Raw genomic sequence first — 25,928 nt, forward strand, 5'->3', positions numbered from 1 at the left:
TCTTTTGGCGATCAGGCCTTGGCGAACAATAACCGTTCGGCCGTGCGTTCGGGAACGACGCGCAAAACCTTATCAAGCGCCCAGATCACGATCAGGGTGAAGACGACGCGGGCCAGCAAGATGCCCGTCAGATCGGCGCCCAGCGCCATGATGAACAAGGTATCCTCGATCAGGCTGTGGGTCAGGCTGAGCAGGCAGATCGACAAGAACAGGTCGCGCCGGGGAATGGTGCCGGCCTTGGCCTCGCGAATGATCAAAGCCCCGCCATAGGACAGCCCAAGCAGCACGCCGACCATGGTCAGGGGCATTGCCCGCCCGCCGATGCCGACGGTACCCAAAACCGGGGCGAGCAGCGCCGTCAAGCGGGCGGTGATCCCCAGCTTGTCCATAAGGCGCAGCAGCACGACCAGCGACACGACGATGATCATGATGACGCCCAGGGTATGGAGCGAATCGGTGATCCATCCCGCCCAATTGCCGCGCTCGGTGGCGGACGATCCGCTTGACACCATCGAGACCGGCGCCGGGCCCTGCAGCCAGTCGCCGGCCCGATAAACGCCATTGAGGATCGCCCCCAGGCACAGGGCGCCGCCCAGGCGCAGCAGGGTGGAAAAGAGGAAACCGGTGCCGGCGCGTTGGGCGATGCGCTGCTCAAGGGGAATGGCATGGGCGATCAGGATCATCACGCCCAAAATGGTGACCTGGGCGCCGCTCAGATGAAGGTCGGGCATCAGCGCCAGCAAGACCGCCGCCCCGCCGTACATATTGACCAGCAAGGCCGTCACCCAGACCAAGCCGGTTGCCGCAGGCAGGCCGACCAGGGCCATCACCGGTTCGAAAGCCCGGGCGAGAATGGGCAAAAGCCCAAGCTCCACAACCGCTTTCACGCCGATCATCACCGGGATCATCACCTTGGCCAGGGTCCAGAACACCCCTAACCCTTCACGACCCGAGGTACGCAGGAAAACGAACACCGACATGGCAGAGGCTCCAAGGCATGGTCGAAAATTAGGCATTGATCCAGATCATAGCCCCGGAACGGTGAAAGGAGTGGTCAAAAACCGCGCTTCATCGCAAGCTTTGGTCAAAACCAACCATGGTTTTGGAGAAAAATCCCATGGATGCCCTTGATCGTCGTCTGGTGCGGCTGCTTCAGCACGACGCGTCGCTGACCAATGCCGCCCTGGCCGATCGAGCCGGGCTCTCGCCCTCAAGCTGCCTGCGCCGGGTTCAACGCCTGCGTGACGAGGGCGTGCTGACCCGCACGGTGATGTTGGCCGATGCGCAAAAACTGGGGCGTGGCCTGACGGCGATCGTCCAGGTTTTCCTGAACCACCATGCCCATGATCGCCGCCGGGAGTTCCTGGCCCATGTCCGCGCCGAACCGGCGATCACCCAGGCTTGGTCGGTCACCGGGGAAGCCGATGTGATCTTGGTTTTGCACCTGCGCGATATGGCCGAGTACGCGCGGCTTTGCGATCTGCTGTTCGAGCACGACCCGAATGTGACCAAGTTCCAGACGCTGTTCGCCCTGGCGACCTATAAATCGGAAACGGCGATCGGGGTCGACGAGCCCGCCGACCCCTAAGATCACGGTTTCCGCGTGAAAGACCGCTCAGAATCCCCCTAAACCATCCCGGCTCAGGCGGTGCGCACCTCGTCAAGAAAGCGGCCGATGGTGTCGCCCAGGGTCTGTGATTGCTGGGCGAGCCTGCCGACGGCTTCGACCACGCCGCCGGCCTTTTCCTGGGCGGTGGCGGCGACCGAGCGCACCGCTTGGGCGCTGCTCGCCGCCGTTTGCGCTCCCCCGGAAACCGCCTGGATATTGCGGGCGATCTCGTGGGTCGCCGAGCCCTGCTCCTCGACGGCGGCGGCGATCGCCGCGGCGGTCTGCATGACATCGGCGATGGCGTCGGCGATGGCGGCGATGGCGGCCACCGTCTCGCCGGTCTTGGCCTGGACGGCGGTGACCCGCAAGCCGATTTCCTCGGTCGCCTTGCTGGTCTGATTGGCCAGGGTCTTGACCTCGCCGGCGACGACGGCGAAGCCCTTGCCGGCATCGCCAGCCCTTGCGGCTTCGATCGTGGCGTTGAGCGCCAGAAGATTGGTCTGGCTGGCGATGGCGGTGATCAGTTCGACCACCTCGCCGATGCGATTGGCGTCGAGCAACAGACCGTCAACGGTGCTGACCGCGCCTTGGGCCATCTGCGAGGCCGAGGTCGCCACGTCCGAGGAATGCTGGACCTGACGGCTGATCTCGAGCACCGAGGCGGCCAGTTCCTCGGCGGCGGTCGCCACCGAATCCGTATCGCGGCTGGCCTGTTCGGCCGCTTCCGAGGCGTCGCCGGCCCCGGCGTCGGTCTGATGGGACAGGGTCGCCATATCATCGGCGATGGCGCGCAACCGGGCGACCTGGGCCAGGGTCTCGTCGAGCAGGGCCCGCGAGTCGCCTTCGAAGCCGCGATTGAGATCCTCCAGGCGGCTGGCATGAATGGCCAGCTGGCGGGCCTGTTCTTCCTTGTCGCGCTCAAGGGCGTCGGCGATGCGCATATTGCCCCGGAAGCTTTCCAGGGCGCCGGCCAGCCGGCCAACCTCGTCGCGGCGGTCGGTATCGGTCACCGGCGCGTCGAGATCGCGGCGCTCCAGGCGCTCGAGACTGGCGATCAGCCGACCGATCGGCCGGCCAATCGAGCGCCCCAGGCCCAGCGACAGGACGATGGCGAACAAGATCACCCCGCCGGAGACGGCGACCGACAACACGATGTTGCGCTGCAGACCCTGGTCGATATCGGCCGACATCTCGGCTTGAAGCTTTTCGGTGGTGCGCTCAACCTTGCGCATCCCCTGAACAACCTTGCGTTGAACCGGGACCAGGTCCTTTTCGATGGCGCTCACCCGGGCCGTGACGGCTTCGCGGGCGCTCAACAGGTCGGCGCGAAAGGTGACGAAAAGGGCCTCGGCCTCGGTGATCCGTTCTAGAACGGTCGGATCGTCCATGCTGCGCTTGAGGCTGGTCACATGGGCGGCGGCGGCATCAAGGTCCTTGATGATGGGATCGAAGGGGACGGCCTTGGGGCGAACGAAAAACGCCTGGGCGGCGGTGCGCGCCGCGACCAGCTTCACCAGGGCTTCCTCGGCCTTGAAGATGGCGTTGAGCGACCCGGTGCCGAAGGCGTCGCTCGACAAGGTGGAAATTCGCTGCTCGAGGGACAGTCCCTGATTGGAGACACTGGAAAAGGCCACTTCGGCGGCGCTTTGCAGGTCGATAACGCGGCGGATGCGGGTTGAGAGGGTATCGATCTGAGCGATCAGCTCGGCGATCCGCTCCTTATCCTCGCCCGTCAGAATGGCGCCGGCTTCGTTCAGGGCGTTCAAGGCGCCGCCCAGGGCGCCAACGGCGGAATCGGCGGCGGTGGCTTCGTTGGAGATCAGGAAGTCGGCAAGCGCCGCATCGACCTTGAGCAAGGTGGTATAGGCCTCGGCCACCTGCGTTTGGGCCTGATTGATCGCCTGGATTTGCACAACCTTGGTCTTAGCGTCAAAAAGCCCCCAGGTTCCCCCGGCGCCAAGCACCATCAAAAGAATAACGATGACCCCGAAACCAAGGCCGATCTTTCGGCTGATCGACATGTCCCGTACAAGTGTCACAAGCCGCCCGAAGGGCTTTCGCCGGACCTTGCTTGCCTTGTTAACCACACCCATCATTACCCTCGCGCCAAATTCCGATTGCAGACGATTGGAAGGCCGTTCCTCCCCCCCTCGCCTTTTCTTGTCTTGCCGATTAGAGCATTCTCCCGCGCTTGGACCCTATTGGAAAAAGGCAGGGGCGAGACCCACGCCTAAGAAATGGGCGGGCCCTGGCGATTTCATTACGGACTCAAGACAATCGGCGGTCCCGTCAGGAACCGCCGATCCGTATCACTCGAAGAATTTTCCCGCCTTGCGAAAGCCCGCGCTCTTTATCCGGGCTTTTCGGCGCCGACTCAGGCGCTTTGGCTTATTTCGGCAGCTGGCCCTGCACGCCCTCGATGTACCAGTCCATCGACAGGATCTTGTCGTCGGCCAGAACCTGACCGGCGGGCACGATCTCCTGACCGGCCTGATTTTTCAAAGGGCCGGCGAAGGGATGCAGGCTGCCGTCGACGATCGCCTTGCGAACGGCTTCGGCCTTTTCGACCACATCGGCGGGCAGGGCGGCGTTATAGGGGGCGAGATGCACCATGCCGGCGGCGAGACCGCCCCAGGTGTCCTCGGCTTTCCAGGTGCCGTCCATCACCGCCTTGACCCGGTCGATGTAATATTCGTTCCAGTTGTCGACGATGGCGGTCAATTGGGCATGGGGCCCGAAGCGGCTCATGTCCGAGGCCTGACCGAAGGCGAAGATGCCCTTTTCCTCGGCGACCTGCACCGGGGCCGGGCTGTCGGTATGCTGGCTCAGAACGTCGGCGCCCTGGGCGATCAGGGTCTCGGCGGCCTCGCGCTCCTTGCCGGGATCGTACCACGAGTTGACCCAGATGACCTTGACCTGGGCTTCGGGGTTGACGCTGTGCAGGCCGCGGGCGAAGGCGTTGATGCCCGAAACCACCTCGGGAATCGGGAAGGAGGCGACATAGCCGACCACCTTCGATTTGGTGGTCAGACCGGCGATGACGCCGATGACATAACGCCCCTCATAGAAGCGGGCGGCATAGGTGGCGACATTGGCCGAGCGCTTGTAGCCGGTGGCATGCTCGAACTTCACCTTGGGAAACTGCTGGGCGACCTTCAGCGTCGGATTCATGAAGCCGAACGACGTGGTGAAAACAAGATCATAGCCGCCGGCGGCGAACTGGCGGACCACGCGCTCGGCATCGGCGCCTTCCTGAACGCTTTCGACGAAGGAGGTCTTCACCTTGTCGCCGAAGGCCTTCTCAAGGGCCTGACGGCCCTGGTCGTGCTGGTGCGACCACCCGAAGTCGCCGACCGGACCGACATAGATGAAACCGACCTTGGTGGGCTCGTCGGCCTGGGCGCCGCCGGTCGCCAGACCAGCGGCGAGCGCCGCCCCCACGAGCATGCGGATGATCGAAGTCCTCACGATGATGTCCCCTTTTACGATCTGTGGTGGCCGCCCCCGCGGGGCCGGCCGCTCAGCTTTCCGGATGGAATACCTTGCCGATGCAGGCCGGCGCGTTCAAGCGGATGCGCAAGGCGTCGCGCGAAATCAGCACCAGAACCCCGATGGTGGCAAGATAGGGCAGCATCGACAGCAGCTGGCTGGGGATCGCCCCACCCATGCCCTGGATATGCAACTGAACGATGGTGACGCCGCCAAACAGATAGGCGCCGACCAGCACCCGCCAGGGCTTCCAGGTGGCGAAAACCACCAGGGCCAGGGCGATCCAGCCGCGACCGGCGGTCATGTTCTCGACCCACATCGGCGTATAGACCAACGACAGATAGGCCCCGGCCAAGCCGCCCATCGCCCCGCCAAACAGCACGGCCCGGTAACGGATGGCGATGACGTCATAGCCCAGGGCATGGGCGGCGTCGTGGTTTTCGCCAACGGCGCGCACGATCAAACCGGCGCGCGAGCGCATCAGGAACCACGACACGCCGCCGACGAGGACGAAGGTGACATAGACCAGCGGGTCCTGGCCGAAGATCAGCGGGCCGATCAGCGGGATATCGGACAAAACCGGCAGATGGATCGGCGCCAGGGCGGTCAGCGGCGTGCCGACGAAGTCGCGGCCGACAAAGGCCGACAGACCGATGCCGAAAATGGTCAAAGCCAGACCGGTCGCCACCTGATTGGCCATCAGGCTGAGCGTCAGCACGCCAAACAGCAGCGCCAGCAGCATCCCCGCCGCCATCGCCGCCAGGATGCCGAGCAGTGGATTGCCGGTGGCGACGGTCACGGCGAAAGCGGCGACGGCGCCGGCCAGCATCATGCCTTCGACACCAAGATTGAGCACGCCGGCCTTCTCGGTCACCAGCTCGCCGACGGCGGCCAGGGCCAGGGGGGTGGCGGCGCGGCTCATGGCGCCGCCAATGGCGCCCAGGGTCTCGACATCCATCTCACAAAGCCTTTGCGGAAGCAGCCCGACCGAGGCGGATCCGGTAGCGGATCAACACATCGGCGGCCAGCAGGAAGAACAAGATCATGCCCTGGAAAACCCCGGTCACCGCCAAGGGCAGCCCCATATCCATCTGCACGGTCTCGCCGCCCAGATAGGTCAATGCCATGAAGCAGGCGGCGAAAACGATGCCCAGCGGATGGAGCCGGCCCAAAAAGGCGACGATGATCGCGGTGAAGCCGTACCCGGGCGAAATCGCCGGCTGAAGCTGGCCGATCGGCCCGGCGACCTCGAACAATCCGGCCAGACCGGCGGCGCCGCCCGAAAGCAGCATCGCCATCCAGATCACCCGGCGCTGGCTGAAGCCGGCATAGGCGCCGGCGCGCGGCGCCAATCCCATGACCTTGATCTGAAAGCCGATGAAACTGCGCCCCAGCAGCACCCAGATGGCGCCGACGACGACCAGGGCCAGCACGACGCCGAGATGCAGGCGGGTTCCCTCGATCAGCACCGGCAAGGTGGCGGCCGGGCCGAACATCTCGGTTTCGGGAAAATTGAAGCCCGAGGGGCTGCGCCAGGGTCCATGGACCAGCCAGCTCAGCAACAACTGGGCGACATAGGTCAGCATCAGGCTGGTCAGGATCTCATTGGCGTTGAAGCGGGTGCGCAGCAGCGCCGGGATCGCCGCCCAGGCCATGCCGCCCAAAGCGCCGCAGAGCATCATCGCCGGCAGGACCAGCGGCCCGGTCGATTCGAGAAAGGCCAGCCCGACGCCGCCGCCGACCACCGCCCCCATGGTCAATTGACCTTCGGCGCCGATGTTCCAGACGCCGCCGCGAAAGCCCACCGCCAGACCGGCGGCGATCAGCGCCAGCGGCGCCGCCTTCACGCCAAGCTCGCCCAGGCCATAGAGGCTGGACAAGGGCTTGAGGAAAAACCCGGCCAGGGCGGCGACGGGATCCTTGCCGAGGGCGGCGAACAACAGGCCGCCGGCGATCAGGGTCAGGCCGACGGCCAGCAGGGGCGCCGCCCAAACCCACAGCGCCGAGGGTTCGGGGCGGGCTTCCAGGGTGATGAAACGGGAAGACCGGCTCATCGCACCGTCTCCGCCACCGCGTCGCCCTGGAGATCGAACAAGCCGCCCATCATCAGGCCGACCTGTTCCAGCGTCGCCTCATGCGAGGGGCGGGCCTCCGACAGCTTGCCGCCGCACATCACGGCGATACGATCGGAAATGGCGAAAAGCTCGTCGAGATCCTGGCTGATGATAAGAATTCCCGCGCCCTGGTCGCGCAGATCAAGCAAGGCCCGGTGGATCGCCGCGGCGGCGCCGGCATCGACTCCCCAGGTCGGCTGGCTGGCGACCAGCAGCTTGGGCTTTTGCATGATCTCGCGACCGATGATGAATTTCTGCAGATTGCCGCCCGACAGGCTGCGCGCCGCCGCCCGCGAGCCGCCGGCGCGCACGCCGAAGACATCGATGATGCGCCGGGCCAGACCATGGGTGCGCCCCTGGTCGACGAACCCGCCGCGCACCAGATCGCCCTGGCGGTAGCTCGACAGCAAGGCGTTCTCGGCCAGCGACAGCTCGGGCACGGTGCCCCGGCCCAGCCGTTCCTCGGGCACCACGGCCAGCCCCAGGGCCCGGCGCTCGCGCGGCCCCAGATGGCCCACCGGCTGGCCCTCGATGCGCACCGCGTCGCCGCGCGCGGCGTGGCGTTCCCCCGACAGGGCGGCCACCAGCGCCCCTTGGCCGTTGCCGGCGACGCCGGCGATACCCAGGATTTCGCCCGCCCGCACCTTGAGCGACACATCGCGCAGATCGACGCCAAAGGGCGTATCGGCGGCCATCGACAAGCGATCGACCACCAGCCGCAAGTCCCCGCCGCCATGGGCGACGCGGCGTTCGACGGCGGCCAATTCGTCGCCGATCATCATCTGCGCCAGCTCGCGCGAGGTTTTTTCGCGGGGATCGCAGGCGCCAACCACCTTGCCGGCGCGCAGCACGGTGGCGCTTTGGCAGAGGGCGCGGATCTCGTCGAGCTTATGGGAGATATAAAGGATCGAAACCCCCTCGCCGGCCAGCCGGCGCAGGGTTTCAAACAGGGTATCGGCCTCTTGGGGGGTCAGAACGCTGGTCGGCTCGTCCATGATCAGCAATCGCGGCGTCTGCAGCAGACAGCGCACGATTTCCACCCGCTGGCGCTCGCCGACCGAAAGATCATTGACCGTCCGCGTCGGATCGATGGCCAGACCATAGCGGGCGGAAACCTCGCGCACCCGGTTGGCCAGGCTGTCGGCCTCGACGGCGCGGTCCATGGCGAGTTGGATGTTCTCGACGACGCTCAAGGACTCAAACAGCGAAAAATGCTGGAAGACCATGCCGATGCCCCGCTGCCGGGCCTGGGCCGGGCTGGATAGGCGAACCGGGGCGCCTTCCCATTCGATCACGCCGTCATCGGCCTGCAGCACGCCATAGATGATCTTGACGAGGGTGCTTTTCCCCGCGCCGTTCTCGCCAAGCAGGGCGTGGATCTCGCCGGCGTTCACCCGAAGATCGACGTGATCATTGGCAATCAGCCCGGGAAAGCGCTTGACGATGCCCCTGAGCACCAGACGCGGCGCCAAGGACGCATTGCGATCGGGCGCCGATCCCTTGGGGACGGTGGGCTGGCGTTCTTCCATGCCGTCTGCTGCCATGTTCCAGGAAGGAAAGGGATATCCCGCCGTCCCCTCGCGCCCTGGGCGCCGGTCCGATCGGCCGGAAAGAGGCATTCATACTGGGTGGCGAAGCGCTTTTCCAGCATTGTCGGCCCTCGGCCGACAGAAGAAAGAGTCTTTCCGACCCTCGGTCGACAGAAGAAAGAGTCCTTCCCGGCCCCCGGTCGACAGAAGAGAGGGTTCTTCCCCGCCCCCGGACCGACAGAAGAGAGGGTTCTTCCCCGCCCCAGGGCCGACAGACACCGCCCTCCCCGCCTGGACGGCGGCCGGGGAAGGCTTTGATCGACGCGGGGCCCGTGCTACATCGGGACGAGGCCCTCCCCCTCCGTCTCGAAACAGGCCCGATTATATGTCAGCTCTTATCAACGGCTTGCGGTTTGACACTTTGCGCGGCGACCTTTTCGGCGGCATCACCGCCGCCGTGGTGGCCCTGCCCCTCGCGCTCGCCTTTGGCGTCGCCTCGGGAGCCGGGGCGATCGCCGGCCTCTATGGCGCGATTTTCGTCGGCTTCTTCGCCGCCCTGTTCGGCGGCACCCCGGCCCAGGTTTCCGGCCCCACCGGCCCAATGACGGTGGTGATGACCGGCGTCGTCATGCAGTTCGCCCATGATCCCGCCCTCGCCTTCACCGTGGTGATGATGGGCGGGCTGGTGCAAATGATATTTGGCGCCCTCGGCCTCGGCCGCTATGTCACCTATGTTCCGACCCCGGTGGTTTCGGGATTCATGAGCGGCATCGGCGCCATCATCATCATCCTTGAAATCGCCCCGCTGCTCGGCGTCGCCGGCGGCCAGGAGGGCGTGTTGGCGACGCTGGCCGCCCTGCCCCGGGTTATCGCCGCCACCAACCCGGCGGCGGCCGGCCTGGGCGCCCTCACCCTGGCCCTGGTCGTTTTGTGGCCCAAGGCCTGGGGCAAGATCGTGCCCGCCGCCCTGGTCGCCCTGGTCGTCGGCACCCTGATCGCCCGCTTCGCCCTGCCCGGGGTGCCGGTGATCGGCGCCATTCCCACGGGCTTTCCCCAGCCCCATCTGCCCAGCATCGATCTTGGCGTCTTGCCCAGCATGATCGCCAGCGCCCTGATGCTGGGATTGCTTGGCTGCATCGACAGCCTTCTGACCTCGCTGGTCGCCGACACCCTGACCCGCGTTCCCCATAAATCCGACCGCGAATTGCTGGGCCAAGGCCTGGGCAATGTGATCGCCGGGCTGTTTGGCGGCATTCCCGGGGCGGGGGCGACGATGCGCACGGTGATCAACATCCGCGCCGGCGGCCGGACGCCCCTGTCGGGGGCCCTGCACGCCCTGGTGCTGCTCGCCCTGGTGCTGGGGCTCGCCCCTTTGGCCGAAGGCGTGCCCCATGCCGTTCTGGCGGGGATCTTGCTCAAGGTGGGCTGGGACATCATCGACTGGCCCTATCTGCGGCGCTTGCGCCAGGCGCCGCGCGATGGGGTGGTGACCATGGTGGTGGTTCTGGTGCTGACGGTGGCCGTTGATCTGATCACCGCCGTCGCCGTCGGCATCATCGTCAAAAGCCTGCTCGCCGCCCGGGCGATGGCGCCTTATCAGCTTGACCGCATCCGGGTGGTTTCCGGCGACGGCGGCGGACTGGCGCTTGGCCAAAGCGAGCAGGCCCTGCTCGCCCGCGCCGGATCGGCGATCGCCCTGGTCCATCTGTCGGGCCCCTTCAGCTTCTGCTCGGCCAACGACATGATCCGCCGGTCGCTGCGGCTGGGTGGAACGCAGGTGGTGGTCTTCGATCTGACAGAGGTGCCGATGATCGATACCTCGGTGGCGCTGGCCCTGGGCCAGATGATCGGCGAGGTTGGCGAAAGCGGGGCGCGGGTGGTGATCGCCGGCATGGGGGGACCGGGAATCGAAACCCTGGCGACGCTCGGCGTTCTTGACCGCTTCACCCCGGCCGATCTGGTTGAGACAAGACGAACGGCCCTGGAACGCGCGCTGTCTTTGGTTGAAGAAAAGAACACCCCTGGAAACCCTGACGGCGAAAACCCAAATTGTCAGAAAACCAGGGAGAAATAACAAATGTCCTCAAATCCAAACCAGAGATCAGCCCCCGCCGACTTTCCACCGCCCGCGGCCAAGTCCGACAAGGATTGGCGCGCCATCCTGACCGAGGATCAATATCGGGTCATGCGACATCAAGGCACGGAAGCGGCCTGGAGCAGCGCCTTGAATGGGGAAAAGCGCTCTGGCGCCTTTCTCTGTGCCGCCTGTCAGGCGCCGCTTTTCGCGTCGGATGATAAATACGATAGCGGATCGGGCTGGCCGAGCTTTACCCGGCCGGTCGACAAACAGGCGGTTGACACCTCGGTCGACCACAAGCTGATCGTTCCCCGCACCGAGGTCCATTGCTCAGCCTGCGGCGGTCATCTGGGCCATGTCTTCGAGGATGGCCCGCGTCCCACCGGCTTGCGCTATTGCATCAACGGCGTGGCCTTGGACTTCAAGCCGGAAGCCCCCCAGGCGACGGCTTCGCACACACCGACCGACGACTAGGGCGCAAAAAAAGCGGCTCTCTCCCAGGGCGTCGGTCCCCCTTTCAGGGGCTGACGTCCTGATTGTCTTCAGAGTCATCGGCGATTTCCACCCGGTCGCGGCCGTTGCGCTTGGCCCGATAGAGCGCATCGTCGGCGCGCGACAACATATCCCCCAGCCCACGATCCTCGGGATGCAGGGTGGAGATGCCGACGCTGATCGTCACCGGACCGCCGACGGGCTGGGGGATCTGACACGACAGCCGCAGCCTTTCGCCGACCTCATGGGCCGCCGTCAAGGAGGTGTCGGGCAGCAGAATGGCGAATTCCTCGCCGCCGACGCGGGCGATGACATCGATCTCGCGCAGGCTTTCGCGCAGGGTATCGGCCAGGGTGCGCAAGATCGCATCACCCGCCGCATGGCCCTGGGTGTCATTGATCCGCTTGAAGTGATCAAGATCGATCATCAGCCCCGAAAGCGGCCAACAACCGCGACGCGCCCGGGCGACCTCGAGGATGCCGCGATCGAACAGCAGCCGGCGATTGCCCAGGCCGGTCAGCGGGTCGGTCAGGGCCAAGCGCTGCCAGGCTTCCTCGCGCTGCTTGTGAACGGTGATGTCATTAAACGACAGCAAGACCGCCGGCTGCCCGTCATAGGACATGGCGATGGTCGAGACCAGGGCCCAGAACGGCTCGCCGCCCGCCCCGCGCAAGCGGAATTCGCAGTCGAGCACCCGACCGCGCTGGACCGTGCGCGCCAGCAAACGGGCGCCATCGACGGGGTTTTCCCACAGGTCGGGCAGCGTCGACGTGGTGTTCTCAAGAAGCGCCCAGCCCAGGGCCTCGCCGGCGTGATCGTTGAGAAAGCGTACCCGGTCGCCCTCCTCGCTCAGCACCAGGATCGGAAAAACCGAGGCGTCGAGGATCGAGCGCAGCCGGGCCTCGCTTTCGCGCAGGTCGCGGGTGCGTTCGGCGACGCGGATCTCCAGGGTATCACGGGCTTCGCGCAGTTCGGCGCGGCTGCGTTCAAGGGCTTCGATCTGCTGATAGGAGCGCAGGGACGACACCAGGGTGGTGATCAGCTTGGTATCGGTCAGTTCGGTCTTGGAGCGATAATCGTTGATGTCATAGCGCATAACCACGTCGTGTTCGGGCGCCTGCCCGGGCTGGCCGGTTCGCAAGACAATCCGCAAATGACTGTTGCCCAGGTCATCGCGGATAACCTTGACCAGCTTTAGGCCGGCGTCCTCGGTTTCCATCACCACATCAAGCAGGGCGACGGCGATATCGGACTGTTGCCTGAGTATTTCAGTCGCTTCCGCCGCCGAACCGGCGTAAAGCAAGGATACGCCACGCCCGGCGAAAACAAATCCCGACAGCACCAGCCGGGTCACCGTGAAGACTTCGGGATCGTCATCGGCGACCAAAACCTTCCAGGGCGACACATCGGAAGGCAAGGAACCTGCGACGGGATCCTCTTCCTCGACAAACAAGATCTCGTCGCTGTCTTGCACCATAGCTGACTGTATCCCCTGGATTATGACCCTACGGTGCCGAAATCCGGCCTTGGCGACAAGCGAACAATTTTCTCTACATTTTATATGATTTAGCTGTTTCCGCCCCATATCCAACCCCCGTTCCTCGGGAGGGGGTTAAAGACCCTGCGCCGCTTGGCCCTTTTTGGGCCATTTTTGCCGCCCCATATCGGGGAAAGGGTACCCTGCCGTGCCCAAAGACCATTTTGCACCCCGCCTCAAGGAGACCTACCATGGATTCGCCGCGTCTTGCCTTTGCCATCTTGTTCTGCGGCGTCGTCGCATCCGCCACCGGTCCGATCCCGCAAGCGCGGGCCCAGGGGGTTCCCCCGGCAAGCGATGCGCTCGTCGACGAGTCTCTGCCCACACTCATCGGCCCCTTGTCAGCCGGCCGCATGATCGGCCTGCCGGTGCGGACCTATGGCGACGCCCCCGCTGTCGCCAATGTCGATGACCTGTTGATGAAGGCCGACGGAACGGTCGACAAGCTTGTCCTCGATGACGGCACCTTCCTGCGCATGGGTCTGGACGGCAAACGGGTCGCCCTGCCCTATGCTTCGGCCGCCCTGGTCCCTGGTTCGGACGGAGCACCGTCTTATTTACGTATCAATATTGCCAAAGCTTATGGCCAAGTCATTAAGGAATTCCGCTACGAATTGATTTCACCCTCTGATTTCGCGCTTAAGGCGGTCCTTGGCGCGCCGGTGGCGGCGGCGGACGCGCCCTCGGCCGGTCGTCTCGATACCCTGTGGATCGGTCAGGGCGGGCACATCGACCACGCGGAAATCAGCCTTGATCCCGACAGCTCGCTGGCCAGCTGGACCATCGCCCTGCCGTTTTCCGATCTGAGCTTTCGTCGTCCCGCCTCGAGAACCGAAACCCGAGTCGTCACCTTTCGCACTCTTAACCAGTTGAAAGCCTTGCCGCCGATCAACACCCCGGCCCTGCCGATGGGCCGGGCGATGGGTCGCACGATGGGTCAGCCCGGGTTCACCCCGGCGCCGGCCAATCAGGTTCCCGCCGTTCCGTCAACCTATGCCCCGTCATCGCAGACGCCGATGGGGTGGACCACCGGTGAATCCGGTGCGGCGCCCGTGGGGCCGCAAGGCGCGCCGGCGGCCCTTGTTCCGCCGCCGACCTCGATCGACGTCCCGCCGATGCGCTGATCGCCTTTCCTTGATCAAGCGTCGTTTTTCAAAAGCGCCCCCCGTCCCGCGATGGGGGGCGCGGCTTATGAGCACGGTTGACGGCCGGCCTGCCGACACCAAGGTTAGGAGAATATCGGCCGCCTTACCTTGCTCTTTGGTTGTGGATTTCCGCAGGGACCAGCGTAAGGGGGCTTGGTTACGACCGCACTCGGGCGCAACCCATCGGGAGACCAGCTTCCATGTTGTTCGCCAGCTTGTTGAAAAACCGCCTCCGTCTGGGCCAGTTGACGATGATCGACGCCAAGGGCCAAACCCATGTCCTTGGCGGCGACGGCCCCGGCCCCCGGGTCACCATCCGCCTGACCGACCCGTCCCTGCACCGACGCCTGTTCCTGCGCCCCCATCTGGCGATCGGCGAAGCCTATATGGAGGGCACGCTGATCATCGAACGTGGCGGCTTGCGCGATTTCCTCGAGCTGATCGGCGCCAATCTCGCCGCCATCGAAGGCTCGCCCTGGGTGGCCCTGGGTCAGCGGCTCTCGGGCCTGATGCGCCGGCTTCAACAGCGCAACCCCGTTTGGCGCTCGCGGCGCAACGTCGCCCACCATTACGATCTGTCGGGGGCGTTCTACGATCTGTTCCTCGATAGCGACCGCCAGTATTCCTGCGCCTATTTCGCCAGGGATGGCGACAGCCTGGAGCAGGCCCAGGACAACAAGAAGCGCCTGATCGCCGCCAAGCTGATGCTGCGCCCCGGTCAACATGTTCTTGATATCGGCTGCGGCTGGGGCGGCCTCGCCCTGCATCTGGCGCGTCACCACGATGTCCGGGTCACCGGTATCACCTTGTCGCAGGAACAAGCCGCCCTCGCCCGCGAGCGGGTGCGCGCGGCCGGCCTGCAAGACCGCGTCACCATTTTGCTCAAGGATTACCGCGATCTTGACGGCCGCTTCGACCGCGTGGTGTCGGTCGGCATGCTCGAGCATGTCGGAGCCCCGCAATTGGCGGACTATTTCCGCCATGTTGGCGGTTTGCTGAGCGACGACGGCGTGGCCCTGATCCATTCCATCGGCCGCATGGAGCCCCCGGGATCAACCAATGTGTGGATTCGTAAATACATTTTCCCCGGCGGCTATAGCCCGGCCTTGTCGGAAACCCTGGCGGCCGTCGAGGGCTCTGGGCTTTATCTCACCGATGCCGAGATCCTGCGCCTGCATTACGCCCGCACCCTGGCCGAATGGACCCGGCGCTTCCAGGCCAACCGCGAGGCGGCCCGCGCCCTGTACGATGAGCGCTTCTGCCGGATGTGGGAGTTCTATCTTCTGGGTTGCGAAATGGCCTTTCGCCACGGCAATCAGATGGTTTTCCAACTGCAACTGGCCCGACGCCAGGACGCGGTGCCGCTGACGCGCGACTACCTGTTCGAAACCATGCCGCGATCCGATCGCCGCGCCGCCGGTTATGGAACGACCGCCCACCCCCCCTCGGCGGCGGCCGAATAACGGGGAGGCCCCGGCCCTCGGGCGGCAGGGGGCGTCAGCCCTCGCGGCAGCGCCGGCACAGGCCCGGCACTTCGACCACCGGGGCTTCGGCCAGGAAGCCGGCGGCCTGGGCGGCGGCATCAAGGGCGCGGCCCAGCGTGTCGTCACACTCCTGGTCATCGATCTCGATCACCGCGTGACAGCTTCGGCAGACCAGAAACTGCGCGCCGTGGTTCCGCCGGGGATGGGCGCAGGCGACAAAGGCGTTCAAGCTGCTGATGCGGTGGGCCAACCCGACCTCGATCAGGAATTCCAGCGCCCGATAGACAGACATCGGCGCCGGGCGGGCATCGCCGCGCGCCGCCATGCGATCGATGATCTCATAGGCCCCCAGGGCGCCATGACCGCCCTCGCGCAATAAAACGTCCAGAACCCGCCGCCGGGCGGCGGTCAGCCGGGCGCCCAGGTCAAGGCAATGGGCCTCGGCCTCGGCTAAGCCCCGGCGCAGGCAGGCGCCGTGGTCGTGGTCTTCGGCGGGGCGGGCGGGCGCGAAGGGGGACGGAGATGGATCGTTCGATGCTGCGGTCACGGACAGGTCCCTCGTTTTTACCCCGCCAGTATACCCGTTTCGCCCAAGGTCACCGCCGAAAACCGACGATCGCCGCCGCCCCGCCGATCCCCCCTATCAAACGACCGCCCTTGTCGGGTATAGGGGAACGCTGATCGCCAAGCCGCCGCCCCGTTGCGCCCTTTCATCCTTTCGGAGGTTGCCATGGATCATCCCCGCCGCGCCTGTGTGACCGGAGCCGCCAATGGCATCGGCCGGGCCATCGCCCTGCATCTGTCGCGCTTGGGCTGGAGCGTCGCCGGGCTGGATCGCGATGGCGGCGGTCTGGCGGCGATGGCCGCCGCCGCCAAGGCCGAAGGGCTGGCCGCCCCCCTTCTGGCGACCGTCGACGTCCGCGATGAGGCCGCCCTGGCGGCCGCCTTGGCCCAGGCCGCCGGCCCCGAGGAGACTCTGCACGGCCTCGTCTGTTGCGCCGGACGGACGACGGCCCATAGCGGCCCGCCGGAGGATCTCGCCCTGGCCGACTGGCAAAAGTTCATCGATATCAACCTGACCGGCCCGTTCCTGTGCGCCAAGCACGCCATCAAGGCCCTGGAGCGGGGGCGGGGCGCGATCGTCATGATCGCCTCGACCCGCGCCCATCAGTCCGAACCGGGAACCGAGGCCTATGCGGCATCGAAGGGGGGACTGCTGGCCCTGACCCATGCCCTGGCCCTCTCGCTGTCCAATCGGGTGCGGGTCAACGCCATCTCGCCCGGCTGGATCGCCACCAGCGGCGTGGAAGACCTGCGCCCGGAGGATCATGCCCAGCATCCGGCCGGCCGGGTCGGCCTGCCCGGCGATATCGCCGCCGCCACCGCCTGGTTGCTCTCCGACGACGCCGGCTTCATGACCGGCGCCGAATTGATCGTTGATGGCGGCATGACGCGCAAGATGATCTACCGCGATTAAGCCGCTGTCCTAAAAAGCTTTTTAGCGCACCGCCGGCGCGGCTGGCGCGACCGCGGGGGGCGCGGAGGGGACGATCAGCGGCAGATCCTGGGAGCGCGGGACGGGCACCGGCTTGAACTCGCGCTCCTCGACGACCTTGCCGGTCTTGTCGCGGGCCTGCACCTTGACCGCCGGCGGCATGCCGGTATCGGCGCAAACCTCCAGAGCGGCCACCGCCTCGCTCATGTCATAGAGATGGAAGCGGAAGGCGCCGCTGGGGCCGGTATCGACGGCCAGTTGCTTGGCCTTGCGCAGGGCCTCGCGCAGCGGCGGCCATCCCGGCACCCCGGCGCGAATCGCCACCGCCGTCACCTCGGTTTTCAGCGTGCGGGTGGGGCCGTCATCGAAGCGGACATCGGCCTTGCCCGGGCCCAGGGGGCGGAGCGGCGCCGGGGTGTCCGCCGTCGCCAGCCAAGCCGAATCGGCGATGCCAATCAAAGCCTTGTGATCGCCCGACAGGGAAACCGACAGCAAGATCCGCCGCTCGCCCGACAGATAGGAATTGACCATCAGGCAGTGGGAGAACACCCCATCGGCGGTCTTTTCGTTGGAGACGAACCACCCGCCAACCCGCACCACCTCGGCCCGGGCCGGCCCGGCGACCAAGGAACCGGCGGCCAAGGGCAGGCCAAGGGCCAGGAAAAGCGCCAAGACCCGGCCACGCCCGGGGACGCGGGAACCGGGGGACGGGGAGCGCCGCCGCGCGGGCAAAATGGGCAAGACCGGGCCTCCTTGGGAAAAACGGAAAGGCGCTATTGTGCCCCTTCGCCGATCCGGACGCCAGCCATGGCATCGGCCCTTATCGCGTGGCGACCTCAAGCCATGCCCGTTTATTAAGCATCCCGGGGAACTTCGTCCGTTGTTTTTTGTTGATCCGCACATCCCCTTCCCAGCCCGACCCGGAGCCCCCCGATGTCCGATACCCGCGAAACGGTGACCGAGACTCCCCCCTCCCCGCGCCAGGACGAAAAGGAGGAAAAGAAGCAGCGCAAACAACATGAAGACGCCTTGCTCGATGAAGCCTTGGAGGAGTCGTTTCCCTCCAGCGATCCGGTCTCCATCCCCAGCCGCCCGGCGGGAAAAACCGGCAAAGCCGAGTGAAGGATGGGCCGCGTTCAACCCTGAAATTGACCTTGACTTGTCCTCTGGCGTAGATCATCTATGCGTCGTCGAACTGATTTGGGTCTATCCCGCTTCGGCTACCCCTAAAGGCGCCAACGGATTTCTTCCCACTGATGATTTGATGTTCGCGCGCAATAGTGTGCCCGGACAACGCCAGTCGTGGAGGAACAAAAATGTCCACTGGCACCGTGAAGTGGTTTAATACGACAAAGGGTTTTGGCTTCATCGCTCCCGATAACGGCGGCGCTGACGCTTTCGTGCACATCACCGCCCTGGAGCGCGCCGGCATCCATAGCCTCAACGAAGGTCAGCGCGTGACCTACGACCTGGAAATGGGTCGGACCGGCAAGATGGCCGCCATCAACATTCGCCTCGCCTAATCGGGTTGGCAGGCGGAGGACCGGGCCTTAACCGGCCCTCCTCCGCCCCTCCCTTGGACCGCGCCGTTCTCTGGCAGATCGGTCCATTGACCGATTTGTCCCATGAGAACGGAAGGTTTCCTGTTTCTATGACCGAATTTGCTTCGCTCGACTTGATCGAGCCGCTTGCCCGCGCCGTCACGGCGCTGGGCTATACCGTTGCGACTCCCATTCAGGCGGGGGCTATCCCTCCGCAGCTGTTGGGACGCGACGTGCTGGGCATTGCCCAAACCGGGACCGGCAAGACCGCGTCCTTCGTCCTGCCCCTGCTTCAGCGCCTGACCAAGGACCCCCAGCCCCGGGTTCCCGGCCGGCCGCGCGCCCTTATCCTGACGCCGACCCGCGAACTGGCCCAGCAGATCACCGAAAGCATCGGCGACCTTGGCCGGACGCTGTCGGCCATTCGCTGCGGCGTGGTGGTTGGCGGGGTCGATATCCTGCGCCAGACCCGCATGGTTCAGCGCGGCTTGGAAATCCTGGTGGCGACGCCCGGCCGCCTGCAAGATCTGATGAACCGCAAGGCCGTCGACCTGCGCGCCATCGAAGTTCTGGTGCTTGACGAAGCCGACCGCATGCTCGACATGGGCTTCGCCCCCGCCGTCAAGAAGATCGCCGCCGTTCTGCCGCGCAAGCGCCAGACGGTGATGTTCTCGGCCACCCTGCCCAATGAAGTGACCGGGCTGGTCGCCAGCCTGATGAACGATCCGGTGCGCGTTGAAGTCGCTCCGGCGGCCAGCGTCGCCAATCGCATCGACCAGCGCGTGCTGTTCGTCGAACAGACCAACAAGCGTAAGCTGTTGCTTGATCTGCTCGGCGACGCCCGCAAGGTCGAACGCGCCATCGTCTTCACCCGCACCAAGCACGGCGCCAACAAGCTGGGCATCTTCTTGCTGGAATACGGCGTCAAAAGCGACGTGATCCACGGCAACAAGTCGCAAGGCGCCCGTCAGCGCGCGCTTAACGACTTCAAGTCGGGCAAGGTCCGCGCCCTGGTCGCCACCGATATCGCCGCGCGCGGCATCGATGTCGACGGCATCACCCATGTCATCAACTTCGACCTGCCCAACGAGCCCGAGAGCTACGTCCACCGCATCGGCCGCACGGCGCGGGCCGGCGCCGCGGGCATCGCGCTTTCGCTCTGCGCCCCCCAGGAAATGCCCTATCTGAAGGCGATCGAAAAGGTCATCAAAAGCCGGATCGACGTGGATTCCACCCACGCCTTCCATACGCCGTCGATGGCCCGCGCCCACGGCAGCCACGGCCACCGTTAAGCGGCCGGCGCCTTTCCAACTAGGCATCCGAAGCGGGGCGCCCTCCTTGACGGGAGGGCGCCCCGCTTTTTTGACGATTCCGTACTTTTCATTGACCCTGCGCACCCGGCCATGGAATGGTTTGGCGTCGCCGCGAGATGGGATTGGGAGCTTTTGGCCCCCTCCCCGCCTCGGCCCTCCCCCCGGCGGCGATCCAACCGATCACTCATGCGCCATTTCAGGGGGACACCATGGCCACAGTCACCTTCTCCTCGCCGATCCTTGCCAAAGACGTCACCGTCTACGCCGTCGCCGGCGACATGGGCACTTTGCTTGCCCTGGCCCGGCGCAACGCCATTCCGCTGCCCTGCCAGTGCCAGGATGGCGAATGCGGCTCGTGCCTAATCAAGGTCACCGATCTTGGCGACACCGCGCCCAAGGCCCAGGCCCTGACCGAACGCGAAAAAACCACGCTGTCGGTCAACGGCAAGCTCAGCCGCGATCTGCTCGACCGGGCGGAGGGCGCCAATATGGCGCCGCCTTACCGTCTGGCCTGCCAATTCGTGGTGCCCGACTCGGATATTCTGGTCGAGTTTTCCGGCGAACCGGGGGTGGAGATTGATCTCCGCCGCTGATTATCGGATGTGAAAGGCCGCTGCGGGCGCCCGCCTTGGGGCGCCCGTACGCTTTGGCGGGGCATCGCCGAAGCGATACAACCTCCCACCGGTATAATTGGATATTGTATTAAACTCCCGTGTCAGACCATCCTAGGCGCGGCCGCTCCCGGCCCGGTGCCCAAGGGTCGGGCAAGGACGAAGGGGGCGCCACGGCCCGCCGTCGAGTCCGCCCCGCCTCGATCCCCTTGTCCACGCCTTACGGGAGACACCCGCCGATGAAGCAGTTCCTCAAGGCCAGCGTATTCACCCTGTCCATCGCCCTGACGCCCTTCGCCACCGTTCACGCGGCCACGCCGAAGGATACCCTGGTGATGGCCTGGGTCTTCGACGACATCGTCACCCTCGACCCCGCCGAGATCTACGAAGTCTCGGGCTCCGAGTTCATGGCCAATGTCTACGATCGTCTGGTCACCCTCGACGAAAAAGACCCGTCGAAGCTGCGCAATGTCATCGCCGAAAGCTGGTCGGTCTCCGAAGACGGCAAGACCTTCACCTTCAAGATCCGCCCCAACAACACCTTCTTTTCAGGCAATCCGGTGACGGGCGAGGACGTGGAGTTCTCGGTCGAGCGCTATGTGCTGCTTGATAAGAACCCGGCCTTCATCATGAACCAGTTCGGCCTGACCAAGGAGAACGTCCGCGACAAGGTGCGGCTGGTCGATCCGATGACGGTGGAAATCGAGCTTGATCAGGCCTATGCGCCGTCGTTCTTCCTGAACTGCGTCAGCTATACCACGGCGGTTGTCGACAAGAAGGAAGTGCTCTCCCACGAGGAGAACGGCGATTTCGGCAATGGCTGGCTCAAGCGCAATTACGCCGGTTCGGGCCCCTTCTTCCTGAAGGCCTGGAAGCCCAATGAATCGCTGGTGCTGGAAGCCAATCCCAAGTACTTCGATGGCGCGCCGACGATCAAGCGCGTGCTGGCCAAGAACGTCGTGGAAAGCGCCACCCAGCAGCTTCTGCTCGAAAAGGGCGATGTCGACGTGGCGCGCAATCTGACCGGCGATCAGCTCGCCGCCGTGCGCAAGAACGCCGATATCACCATCGACGCCGAGACCAAGGCGACGCTGTGGTACATGGGCCTCAACGTGAAAAACCCGATCCTGGCCAAGCCCGAAGTGCGTCAGGCGATGAAGTATCTGGTCGATTACAAGGGGATGGCCGACAGCATCTTCGCCGGCACCGGCACCATCCACCAGACCTTCGTTCCCAGCCGCCAGTTGGGCGCCCTTGATGAGACGCCGTTTTCCTTCGATCTCGCCAAGGCCAAGGAGCTGCTGGCCAAGGCCGGGCTGCCCGATGGCTTCTCGGTGACCATGGACACCACCAACAAGTCCGAGACCCGCAATCTCGCCGACGCCATCCAGTCGTCGATGAGCAAGGCCGGCATCAAGATCGAACTCAAGGTCGCCGACAACAAGACCACCCTGACCCGCTACCGCGCCAGCGAGCATGATATCTACATCGGCCAGTGGGGCTCCGATTACTGGGATCCCCATTCCAACACCGACGGCTATCTCAACGCGCCCTTGGCCAAGCGCAATCAGTGGGAGGTCCCGGGGCTGGTCGACAAGGTCTTCGCCGCCCGCGACGAGAAGGACCCGGTCAAGCGCGCCCAGATGTACAAGGACCTGCAAAGCATGGCCCTTGAGGAAAGCCCCTATGTGATTATCCTCCAGCAGGTGGAAAACGCCGCCGTTCGCAAGGAGGTCAAGGGCTTCGTCCTCGGCCCGACGTTCGACCTCAACCTTTATCGTCACGTCACGAAGTAAGACCCGAAGCCTCCGGCCGGCATCCCCGGCCGGAGTTTCTTTTGTTCAGGACCGACCGATGCCACGATCGCCCCTTCCCCCCATCGCCTGGTCCCGGGTCGCATGAAAGCGGTCTTGCGGACTCTTCTCGCCACGGCAACCACCCTGTTCGGGCTGTTGTTCGTGACCTTCCTCATCAGCCGCATGCTGCCGGCCGATCCGGTTCTGGCCGTCGTCGGCGACCACGCCTCGCAGGCGTTGGTCGATCGCACCCGGATCGAGCTTGGCCTCGACAAACCGCTGCTGGTGCAATTCGGGCTTTACATCGGCAATGTGCTGCAAGGCGACCTTGGCCAATCGGTGCGAACGGGCGAACCGATCGCCTCGGAACTCGCCCGGGTCTTTCCCGCCACGCTGGAACTGGCCACGCTCGGCACGCTGATTGGCGTGCTGGCCGGGGTGCCGCTGGGTATTCTCGCCGCCCTGCGCAAGGATACGCTGATCGACCATCTGGTGCGCTTCATCGGGCTGATGGGCTATTCGTTTCCGATTTTCTGGCTGGGGCTGATGGGGCTTTTGGTGTTCTACGCGACGCTCGGCGTCTTGCCCGGCCCGGGACGCCTTGATTTCGGCTATGAGGATTTCGTCACCCCGATCACCGGGTTGATGACCATCGATACCCTGCTGGCCGGCGATATGGACCTGTTCCGCAATGCCCTGGCCCATCTGATCTTGCCCGCCGGGCTGCTGGGCTATTACTCGCTGGCCTATATCAGCCGCATGACGCGGTCGCTGATGCTGGGCGAATTGCGCCAGGAATACATCATCACCGCCCGGGTCAAGGGCGTGAGCGAGACCAAGATCGTCTGGAAGCACGCCCTGGGCAACATCAAGGTGCCGCTGATCACCGTCGTCGCCCTGTCCTATGCCGGGCTGCTCGAAGGCTCGGTGCTGACCGAAACGGTGTTTTCGTGGCGCGGCCTCGGCCTTTACATCACCGATTCCATCTTCGGCCAGGACATGCCGGCGGTGATGGGCGGCACCATCGTGGTTGGTGTCATCTTCATCGTCATCAATATGCTGACCGATGTCGCCTATCGTTTCCTCGATCCAAGGTCCCGCTGATGGCCTCCTCTCCCCCCCGCGCCCCGCGCCCCGCGCGCGCCCCCTGGGTCCTCTGGCTGCTCAGCGACTCCCCCGCCTCGCGGCTTCAGGCCCGCCTCGGCCGCTTCTATTCCGGCTGGCTGGTGTTCATCCGCAATCCCTTGGCGGTCATCGGTCTGGCGATCTTTTTATGTCTGGTGATCCTGGCGACCTTCGCGCCGTGGATCGCCCCCCATGATCCGCTGTTTGGCACGCTCTCAGAGCGTCTGTTGCCGCCCAGCGCCGGCCATTGGCTGGGTACCGACCAGCAGGGCCGCGATATCTGGAGCCGCATCGTCTTTGGCTCGCGCACCACGCTGATGATCATCTTCCTGGTCGCCATCACCGCCGCCCCGGTCGGGCTGTTGATCGGCACCACGGCGGGCTTCGTCGGCGGCATCGTCGAAGCCGCCCTCATGCGGCTGACCGACGCCTTTCTCGCCTTTCCCAAGCTGATCCTGGCCCTGGCCTTCGCCGCCGCCCTGGGGGCCGGCCTGGAAAACGCCGTGCTGGCCATCGCCCTGACCGCCTGGCCGCCCTATGCCCGCATCGCCCGCGCCGAAACCCTGGCGGTGCGCCGCACCGATTTCGTCGCGGCGGCGCGGATGTGCGGCTCGTCGCCGCTGCGCATCCTGATCGGCCAGATCATGCCGATGTGCATCCCCTCGCTGGTCGTGCGCGTCTCGCTCGATATGGCCGGCGTCATCCTGATCGCCGCCGGCCTCGGCTTCCTTGGCCTCGGCGTCGCCCCGCCCCAACCCGAATGGGGGGCGATGGTTTCGGAGGGCCGCAGCCAGATCCTGGCCCAATGGTGGGTCTGCACCTATCCCGGCATCGCCATCTGCATCGTTAGCCTGGGCTTCAATCTGCTTGGCGACGGTCTGCGCGATGTCCTTGATCCCAAGCGGTCTTAAACGATGAGCGAACCTCCCCTGATCGACGTCGATGGCCTGAACGTCTCCTTCTCCTCCGACAAGGGCACCGTTCATGCCGTGCGCGATGTCAGCTTCACCCTGGGCCGCGAAAAGCTGGCGATCGTTGGTGAATCCGGCTCGGGCAAATCCCAGACCGGGCGGGCCATCCTTGGCCTGACCCCGGGCAAGGTCAGCGCCCGGCGCATGAGCTTCCACGATATCGACCTGCGCGACCTGTCGGCGCGCGGCTGGCGGTCGATCCGCGGCAAGCGCATCGGCATGGTGATGCAAGATCCCAAATACTCGCTGAACCCGGTGATGACCATCGGCGAGCAACTGATGGAGGCCGCCCGTCCCTTGGCCGACCTCAAGAGCGCCCGCCTGCGGTCGATGGAGATGCTCGAAGCCGTGCGCATCCGCGATCCCGAGCGGGTGTTCCGCGCTTGGCCGCACGAGCTGTCGGGCGGCATGGGCCAGCGGGCGATGATCGCCATGATGCTGCTGCCCGAGCCCGAGGTGCTGATCGCCGACGAACCGACCTCGGCCCTTGATGTCACCGTGCGCCTTCAGGTGCTGGCGATCCTGGATGATCTGGTGCGCAAGCGCGACATGGGGCTGATCTTCATCAGCCATGACCTCAATCTGGTGCGGACCTTTTCCGACCGGGTGCTGATCATGGTCGGCGGCCGCATCGTCGAAACCCTGGCGGCCTCGGCCCTGGAAGAGGCCCGCCATCCCTATACCCGGGGGCTGCTGGCCTGCGTTCCCGATCCCGATCACCCGCGCGAGCGCTTGGCGACCCTGGTGCGCGACCCCGCCTGGACGGAACAGTGATGACACACGCCCCGATGATCGAGGTTAACAATCTGGCGGTGGCCTTTGGCGACGGCAAGCGCGTGGTCCGCGCCGTCCGCGCTGTCTCCTTCCGAGTCGAGGCCGGCGAAAGCTTCGGGCTGGTCGGAGAATCGGGCTCGGGCAAATCGACGGTGCTGCGCGCCGTCGCCGGGCTTTTCGACCATTGGACCGGCGATATCGTCGTCAATAATCAGGCCCAGGGGGCCAAGCGCGACGGCGCCTTCTACCGGCTGGTGCAGATGGTCTTCCAAGATCCCTATGGCTCGCTCCACCCCAAGCATACCATCGACCGCATCCTCAGCGAGCCGCTGGCCGTCCACCGCCTGGACCAGCCCGAACGACGCATCCGCGAGGTGCTTGATCAGGTGCAACTGGGGGCATCTTATCGCTTCCGCTATCCCCATCAGCTTTCGGGCGGCCAGCGCCAGCGCGTCGCCATCGCCCGGGCGCTGATCTTGTCGCCGCGCATCCTACTGCTTGATGAACCGACCTCGGCGCTCGACGTGTCGATCCAGGCCGAAATTCTCAATCTTTTGGCCGATATCGGCCGCGAGCGGGCGATGACCCTGCTGCTGGTCAGCCACGATCTGGGGGTGGTCGCCCATATGTGCGATCGTCTGGCGGTGATGCGCAATGGCGAGGTGGTGGAACTGGCCAGCCGCGACGACCTGCGGGCCGGCCGCCTGGACCACCCCTATTCCCGCCAGCTTTTGCTCGCCTCGCGCGGCTACGACCGCGCCGTCATCGACGCTTTTGAAGATCATTAAGTTCGCCTTGGAGAGCCCATCGCGCCCATTCCGCACCA

General features: G+C 65.2%; 24 protein-coding genes. 15 read left to right on the forward strand and 9 right to left on the reverse strand.

Features of this window, described 5'->3' with window-relative positions; genetic code table 11:
• Positions 1–11 precede the first annotated feature (11 nt).
• Positions 12–980 (reverse strand): nucleoside recognition protein, encoded by a 969-nt coding sequence (locus RRU_RS09850; RefSeq protein WP_011389652.1) that lies wholly within the window; start codon positions 978–980, stop codon positions 12–14.
• A 137-nt stretch (positions 981–1,117) separates the two neighbouring features.
• On the opposite strand from RRU_RS09850, the gene RRU_RS09855 reads away from it, so the two are divergent.
• Positions 1,118–1,588: an Lrp/AsnC family transcriptional regulator gene (locus RRU_RS09855; RefSeq protein WP_011389653.1), complete on the forward strand. Its 471-nt coding sequence runs from the start codon at positions 1,118–1,120 to the stop codon at positions 1,586–1,588.
• Positions 1,589–1,641: 53 nt separating this feature from the next.
• On the opposite strand, the gene RRU_RS09860 is transcribed toward RRU_RS09855, so the two are convergent.
• The 5 genes from RRU_RS09860 to RRU_RS09880 all read right to left on the reverse strand — a co-directional run bounded on the left by RRU_RS09860 (position 1,642) and on the right by RRU_RS09880 (position 8,741).
• Positions 1,642–3,630 (reverse strand): methyl-accepting chemotaxis protein, encoded by a 1,989-nt coding sequence (locus RRU_RS09860; RefSeq protein ID WP_014626271.1) that lies wholly within the window; start codon positions 3,628–3,630, stop codon positions 1,642–1,644.
• Positions 3,631–3,997: 367 nt separating this feature from the next.
• Positions 3,998–5,077: a BMP family ABC transporter substrate-binding protein gene (locus RRU_RS09865; protein ID WP_011389655.1), complete on the reverse strand. Its 1,080-nt coding sequence runs from the start codon at positions 5,075–5,077 to the stop codon at positions 3,998–4,000.
• A gap of 52 nt (positions 5,078–5,129) precedes the next feature.
• Positions 5,130–6,056: an ABC transporter permease gene (locus RRU_RS09870; protein ID WP_011389656.1), complete on the reverse strand. Its 927-nt coding sequence runs from the start codon at positions 6,054–6,056 to the stop codon at positions 5,130–5,132.
• Between the two features lies 1 nt (position 6,057).
• On the reverse strand, positions 6,058–7,152 hold the full coding sequence (locus tag RRU_RS09875) for an ABC transporter permease (RefSeq protein WP_011389657.1): 1,095 nt from the start codon (positions 7,150–7,152) through the stop codon (positions 6,058–6,060).
• Positions 7,149–8,741, reverse strand: coding sequence for an ABC transporter ATP-binding protein (locus RRU_RS09880; RefSeq protein ID WP_011389658.1), 1,593 nt, complete (start codon positions 8,739–8,741; stop codon positions 7,149–7,151). The genes RRU_RS09875 and RRU_RS09880 overlap by 4 nt, the downstream gene beginning before the upstream one ends.
• Positions 8,742–9,126: 385 nt before the next feature.
• Here RRU_RS09880 and RRU_RS09885 point away from each other — a divergent pair, with 385 nt between their 5' ends.
• On the forward strand, positions 9,127–10,815 hold the full coding sequence (locus RRU_RS09885; RefSeq protein WP_011389659.1) for a SulP family inorganic anion transporter: 1,689 nt from the start codon (positions 9,127–9,129) through the stop codon (positions 10,813–10,815).
• Between the two features lie 3 nt (positions 10,816–10,818).
• Positions 10,819–11,292, forward strand: a complete 474-nt coding sequence (gene msrB / locus RRU_RS09890) for a peptide-methionine (R)-S-oxide reductase MsrB (protein WP_011389660.1) — start codon at positions 10,819–10,821, stop codon at positions 11,290–11,292.
• A 43-nt stretch (positions 11,293–11,335) separates the two neighbouring features.
• Here the strand turns inward: msrB and RRU_RS09895 are convergent, their stop codons facing one another.
• Entirely contained in the window at positions 11,336–12,787 is a 1,452-nt protein-coding gene (locus tag RRU_RS09895) for a GGDEF domain-containing response regulator (protein ID WP_014626273.1), read from the reverse strand.
• Between the two features lie 251 nt (positions 12,788–13,038).
• On the opposite strand from RRU_RS09895, the gene RRU_RS09900 reads away from it, so the two are divergent.
• Both RRU_RS09900 and RRU_RS09905 read left to right on the forward strand, forming a co-directional pair.
• A complete protein-coding gene (locus RRU_RS09900) occupies positions 13,039–13,971 on the forward strand; it encodes a hypothetical protein (protein ID WP_011389662.1) in 933 nt (310 codons plus the stop codon).
• Positions 13,972–14,192: 221 nt separating this feature from the next.
• Positions 14,193–15,455 (forward strand): SAM-dependent methyltransferase, encoded by a 1,263-nt coding sequence (locus tag RRU_RS09905; RefSeq protein ID WP_011389663.1) that lies wholly within the window; start codon positions 14,193–14,195, stop codon positions 15,453–15,455.
• A gap of 34 nt (positions 15,456–15,489) precedes the next feature.
• Here RRU_RS09905 and RRU_RS09910 read toward each other — a convergent pair whose 3' ends face one another.
• Positions 15,490–16,023: a Fur family transcriptional regulator gene (locus RRU_RS09910; RefSeq protein WP_011389664.1), complete on the reverse strand. Its 534-nt coding sequence runs from the start codon at positions 16,021–16,023 to the stop codon at positions 15,490–15,492.
• Positions 16,024–16,206: 183 nt separating this feature from the next.
• Here RRU_RS09910 and RRU_RS09915 point away from each other — a divergent pair, with 183 nt between their 5' ends.
• Complete coding sequence (locus RRU_RS09915) at positions 16,207–16,953, forward strand: SDR family oxidoreductase (RefSeq protein WP_011389665.1); 747 nt, start codon at positions 16,207–16,209, stop codon at positions 16,951–16,953.
• Between the two features lie 21 nt (positions 16,954–16,974).
• Here the strand turns inward: RRU_RS09915 and RRU_RS09920 are convergent, their stop codons facing one another.
• Positions 16,975–17,712, reverse strand: a complete 738-nt coding sequence (locus tag RRU_RS09920) for a hypothetical protein (protein ID WP_014626274.1) — start codon at positions 17,710–17,712, stop codon at positions 16,975–16,977.
• A 192-nt stretch (positions 17,713–17,904) separates the two neighbouring features.
• On the opposite strand from RRU_RS09920, the gene RRU_RS09925 reads away from it, so the two are divergent.
• The 9 genes from RRU_RS09925 to RRU_RS09965 all read left to right on the forward strand — a co-directional run bounded on the left by RRU_RS09925 (position 17,905) and on the right by RRU_RS09965 (position 25,890).
• Positions 17,905–18,093 (forward strand): hypothetical protein, encoded by a 189-nt coding sequence (locus RRU_RS09925; protein ID WP_014626275.1) that lies wholly within the window; start codon positions 17,905–17,907, stop codon positions 18,091–18,093.
• A gap of 194 nt (positions 18,094–18,287) precedes the next feature.
• On the forward strand, positions 18,288–18,494 hold the full coding sequence (locus RRU_RS09930; protein ID WP_011389667.1) for a cold-shock protein: 207 nt from the start codon (positions 18,288–18,290) through the stop codon (positions 18,492–18,494).
• A 128-nt stretch (positions 18,495–18,622) separates the two neighbouring features.
• A complete protein-coding gene (locus RRU_RS09935; protein WP_011389668.1) occupies positions 18,623–19,804 on the forward strand; it encodes a DEAD/DEAH box helicase in 1,182 nt (393 codons plus the stop codon).
• A gap of 230 nt (positions 19,805–20,034) precedes the next feature.
• Entirely contained in the window at positions 20,035–20,418 is a 384-nt protein-coding gene (locus RRU_RS09940; RefSeq protein WP_011389669.1) for a 2Fe-2S iron-sulfur cluster-binding protein, read from the forward strand.
• A gap of 257 nt (positions 20,419–20,675) precedes the next feature.
• A complete protein-coding gene (locus RRU_RS09945) occupies positions 20,676–22,232 on the forward strand; it encodes an ABC transporter substrate-binding protein (protein WP_011389670.1) in 1,557 nt (518 codons plus the stop codon).
• A 102-nt stretch (positions 22,233–22,334) separates the two neighbouring features.
• Positions 22,335–23,336 carry an ABC transporter permease gene (locus RRU_RS09950; protein WP_011389671.1) on the forward strand — a complete coding sequence of 334 codons (1,002 nt, stop codon included), beginning with the start codon at positions 22,335–22,337 and terminating at the stop codon, positions 23,334–23,336.
• Complete coding sequence (locus tag RRU_RS09955; RefSeq protein WP_011389672.1) at positions 23,336–24,268, forward strand: ABC transporter permease; 933 nt, start codon at positions 23,336–23,338, stop codon at positions 24,266–24,268. Before RRU_RS09950 ends, RRU_RS09955 begins: the two co-directional genes overlap by 1 nt.
• A 3-nt stretch (positions 24,269–24,271) precedes the next feature.
• On the forward strand, positions 24,272–25,102 hold the full coding sequence (locus RRU_RS09960; RefSeq protein WP_011389673.1) for an ABC transporter ATP-binding protein: 831 nt from the start codon (positions 24,272–24,274) through the stop codon (positions 25,100–25,102).
• A complete protein-coding gene (locus RRU_RS09965) occupies positions 25,102–25,890 on the forward strand; it encodes an ABC transporter ATP-binding protein (protein WP_011389674.1) in 789 nt (262 codons plus the stop codon). Before RRU_RS09960 ends, RRU_RS09965 begins: the two co-directional genes overlap by 1 nt.
• The last annotated feature ends 38 nt before the right edge of the window (positions 25,891–25,928 follow it).

Source organism: Rhodospirillum rubrum ATCC 11170, assembly GCF_000013085.1.
GTDB classification, from domain to species: Bacteria; Pseudomonadota; Alphaproteobacteria; order Rhodospirillales; family Rhodospirillaceae; genus Rhodospirillum; species Rhodospirillum rubrum.

Excerpts from the sequence above, each read along its gene's own strand:
- RRU_RS09850 (WP_011389652.1), bottom strand. The coding sequence starts at position 980 with ATGTCGGTGTTCGTTTTCCTGCGTACCTCGGGTCGTGAAGGGTTAGGG.
- RRU_RS09855 (WP_011389653.1), top strand. The coding sequence starts at position 1,118 with ATGGATGCCCTTGATCGTCGTCTGGTGCGGCTGCTTCAGCACGACGCG.
- RRU_RS09860 (WP_014626271.1), bottom strand. The coding sequence starts at position 3,630 with ATGTCGATCAGCCGAAAGATCGGCCTTGGTTTCGGGGTCATCGTTATT.
- RRU_RS09870 (WP_011389656.1), bottom strand. The coding sequence starts at position 6,056 with ATGGATGTCGAGACCCTGGGCGCCATTGGCGGCGCCATGAGCCGCGCC.
- RRU_RS09875 (WP_011389657.1), bottom strand. The coding sequence starts at position 7,152 with ATGAGCCGGTCTTCCCGTTTCATCACCCTGGAAGCCCGCCCCGAACCC.
- RRU_RS09880 (WP_011389658.1), bottom strand. The coding sequence starts at position 8,741 with ATGGAAGAACGCCAGCCCACCGTCCCCAAGGGATCGGCGCCCGATCGC.
- RRU_RS09885 (WP_011389659.1), top strand. The coding sequence starts at position 9,127 with ATGTCAGCTCTTATCAACGGCTTGCGGTTTGACACTTTGCGCGGCGAC.
- msrB (WP_011389660.1), top strand. The coding sequence starts at position 10,819 with ATGTCCTCAAATCCAAACCAGAGATCAGCCCCCGCCGACTTTCCACCG.
- RRU_RS09895 (WP_014626273.1), bottom strand. The coding sequence starts at position 12,787 with ATGGTGCAAGACAGCGACGAGATCTTGTTTGTCGAGGAAGAGGATCCC.
- RRU_RS09900 (WP_011389662.1), top strand. The coding sequence starts at position 13,039 with ATGGATTCGCCGCGTCTTGCCTTTGCCATCTTGTTCTGCGGCGTCGTC.
- RRU_RS09905 (WP_011389663.1), top strand. The coding sequence starts at position 14,193 with ATGTTGTTCGCCAGCTTGTTGAAAAACCGCCTCCGTCTGGGCCAGTTG.
- RRU_RS09915 (WP_011389665.1), top strand. The coding sequence starts at position 16,207 with ATGGATCATCCCCGCCGCGCCTGTGTGACCGGAGCCGCCAATGGCATC.
- RRU_RS09925 (WP_014626275.1), top strand. The coding sequence starts at position 17,905 with ATGTCCGATACCCGCGAAACGGTGACCGAGACTCCCCCCTCCCCGCGC.
- RRU_RS09930 (WP_011389667.1), top strand. The coding sequence starts at position 18,288 with ATGTCCACTGGCACCGTGAAGTGGTTTAATACGACAAAGGGTTTTGGC.
- RRU_RS09935 (WP_011389668.1), top strand. The coding sequence starts at position 18,623 with ATGACCGAATTTGCTTCGCTCGACTTGATCGAGCCGCTTGCCCGCGCC.
- RRU_RS09940 (WP_011389669.1), top strand. The coding sequence starts at position 20,035 with ATGGCCACAGTCACCTTCTCCTCGCCGATCCTTGCCAAAGACGTCACC.
- RRU_RS09945 (WP_011389670.1), top strand. The coding sequence starts at position 20,676 with ATGAAGCAGTTCCTCAAGGCCAGCGTATTCACCCTGTCCATCGCCCTG.
- RRU_RS09950 (WP_011389671.1), top strand. The coding sequence starts at position 22,335 with ATGAAAGCGGTCTTGCGGACTCTTCTCGCCACGGCAACCACCCTGTTC.
- RRU_RS09955 (WP_011389672.1), top strand. The coding sequence starts at position 23,336 with ATGGCCTCCTCTCCCCCCCGCGCCCCGCGCCCCGCGCGCGCCCCCTGG.
- RRU_RS09960 (WP_011389673.1), top strand. The coding sequence starts at position 24,272 with ATGAGCGAACCTCCCCTGATCGACGTCGATGGCCTGAACGTCTCCTTC.
- RRU_RS09965 (WP_011389674.1), top strand. The coding sequence starts at position 25,102 with ATGACACACGCCCCGATGATCGAGGTTAACAATCTGGCGGTGGCCTTT.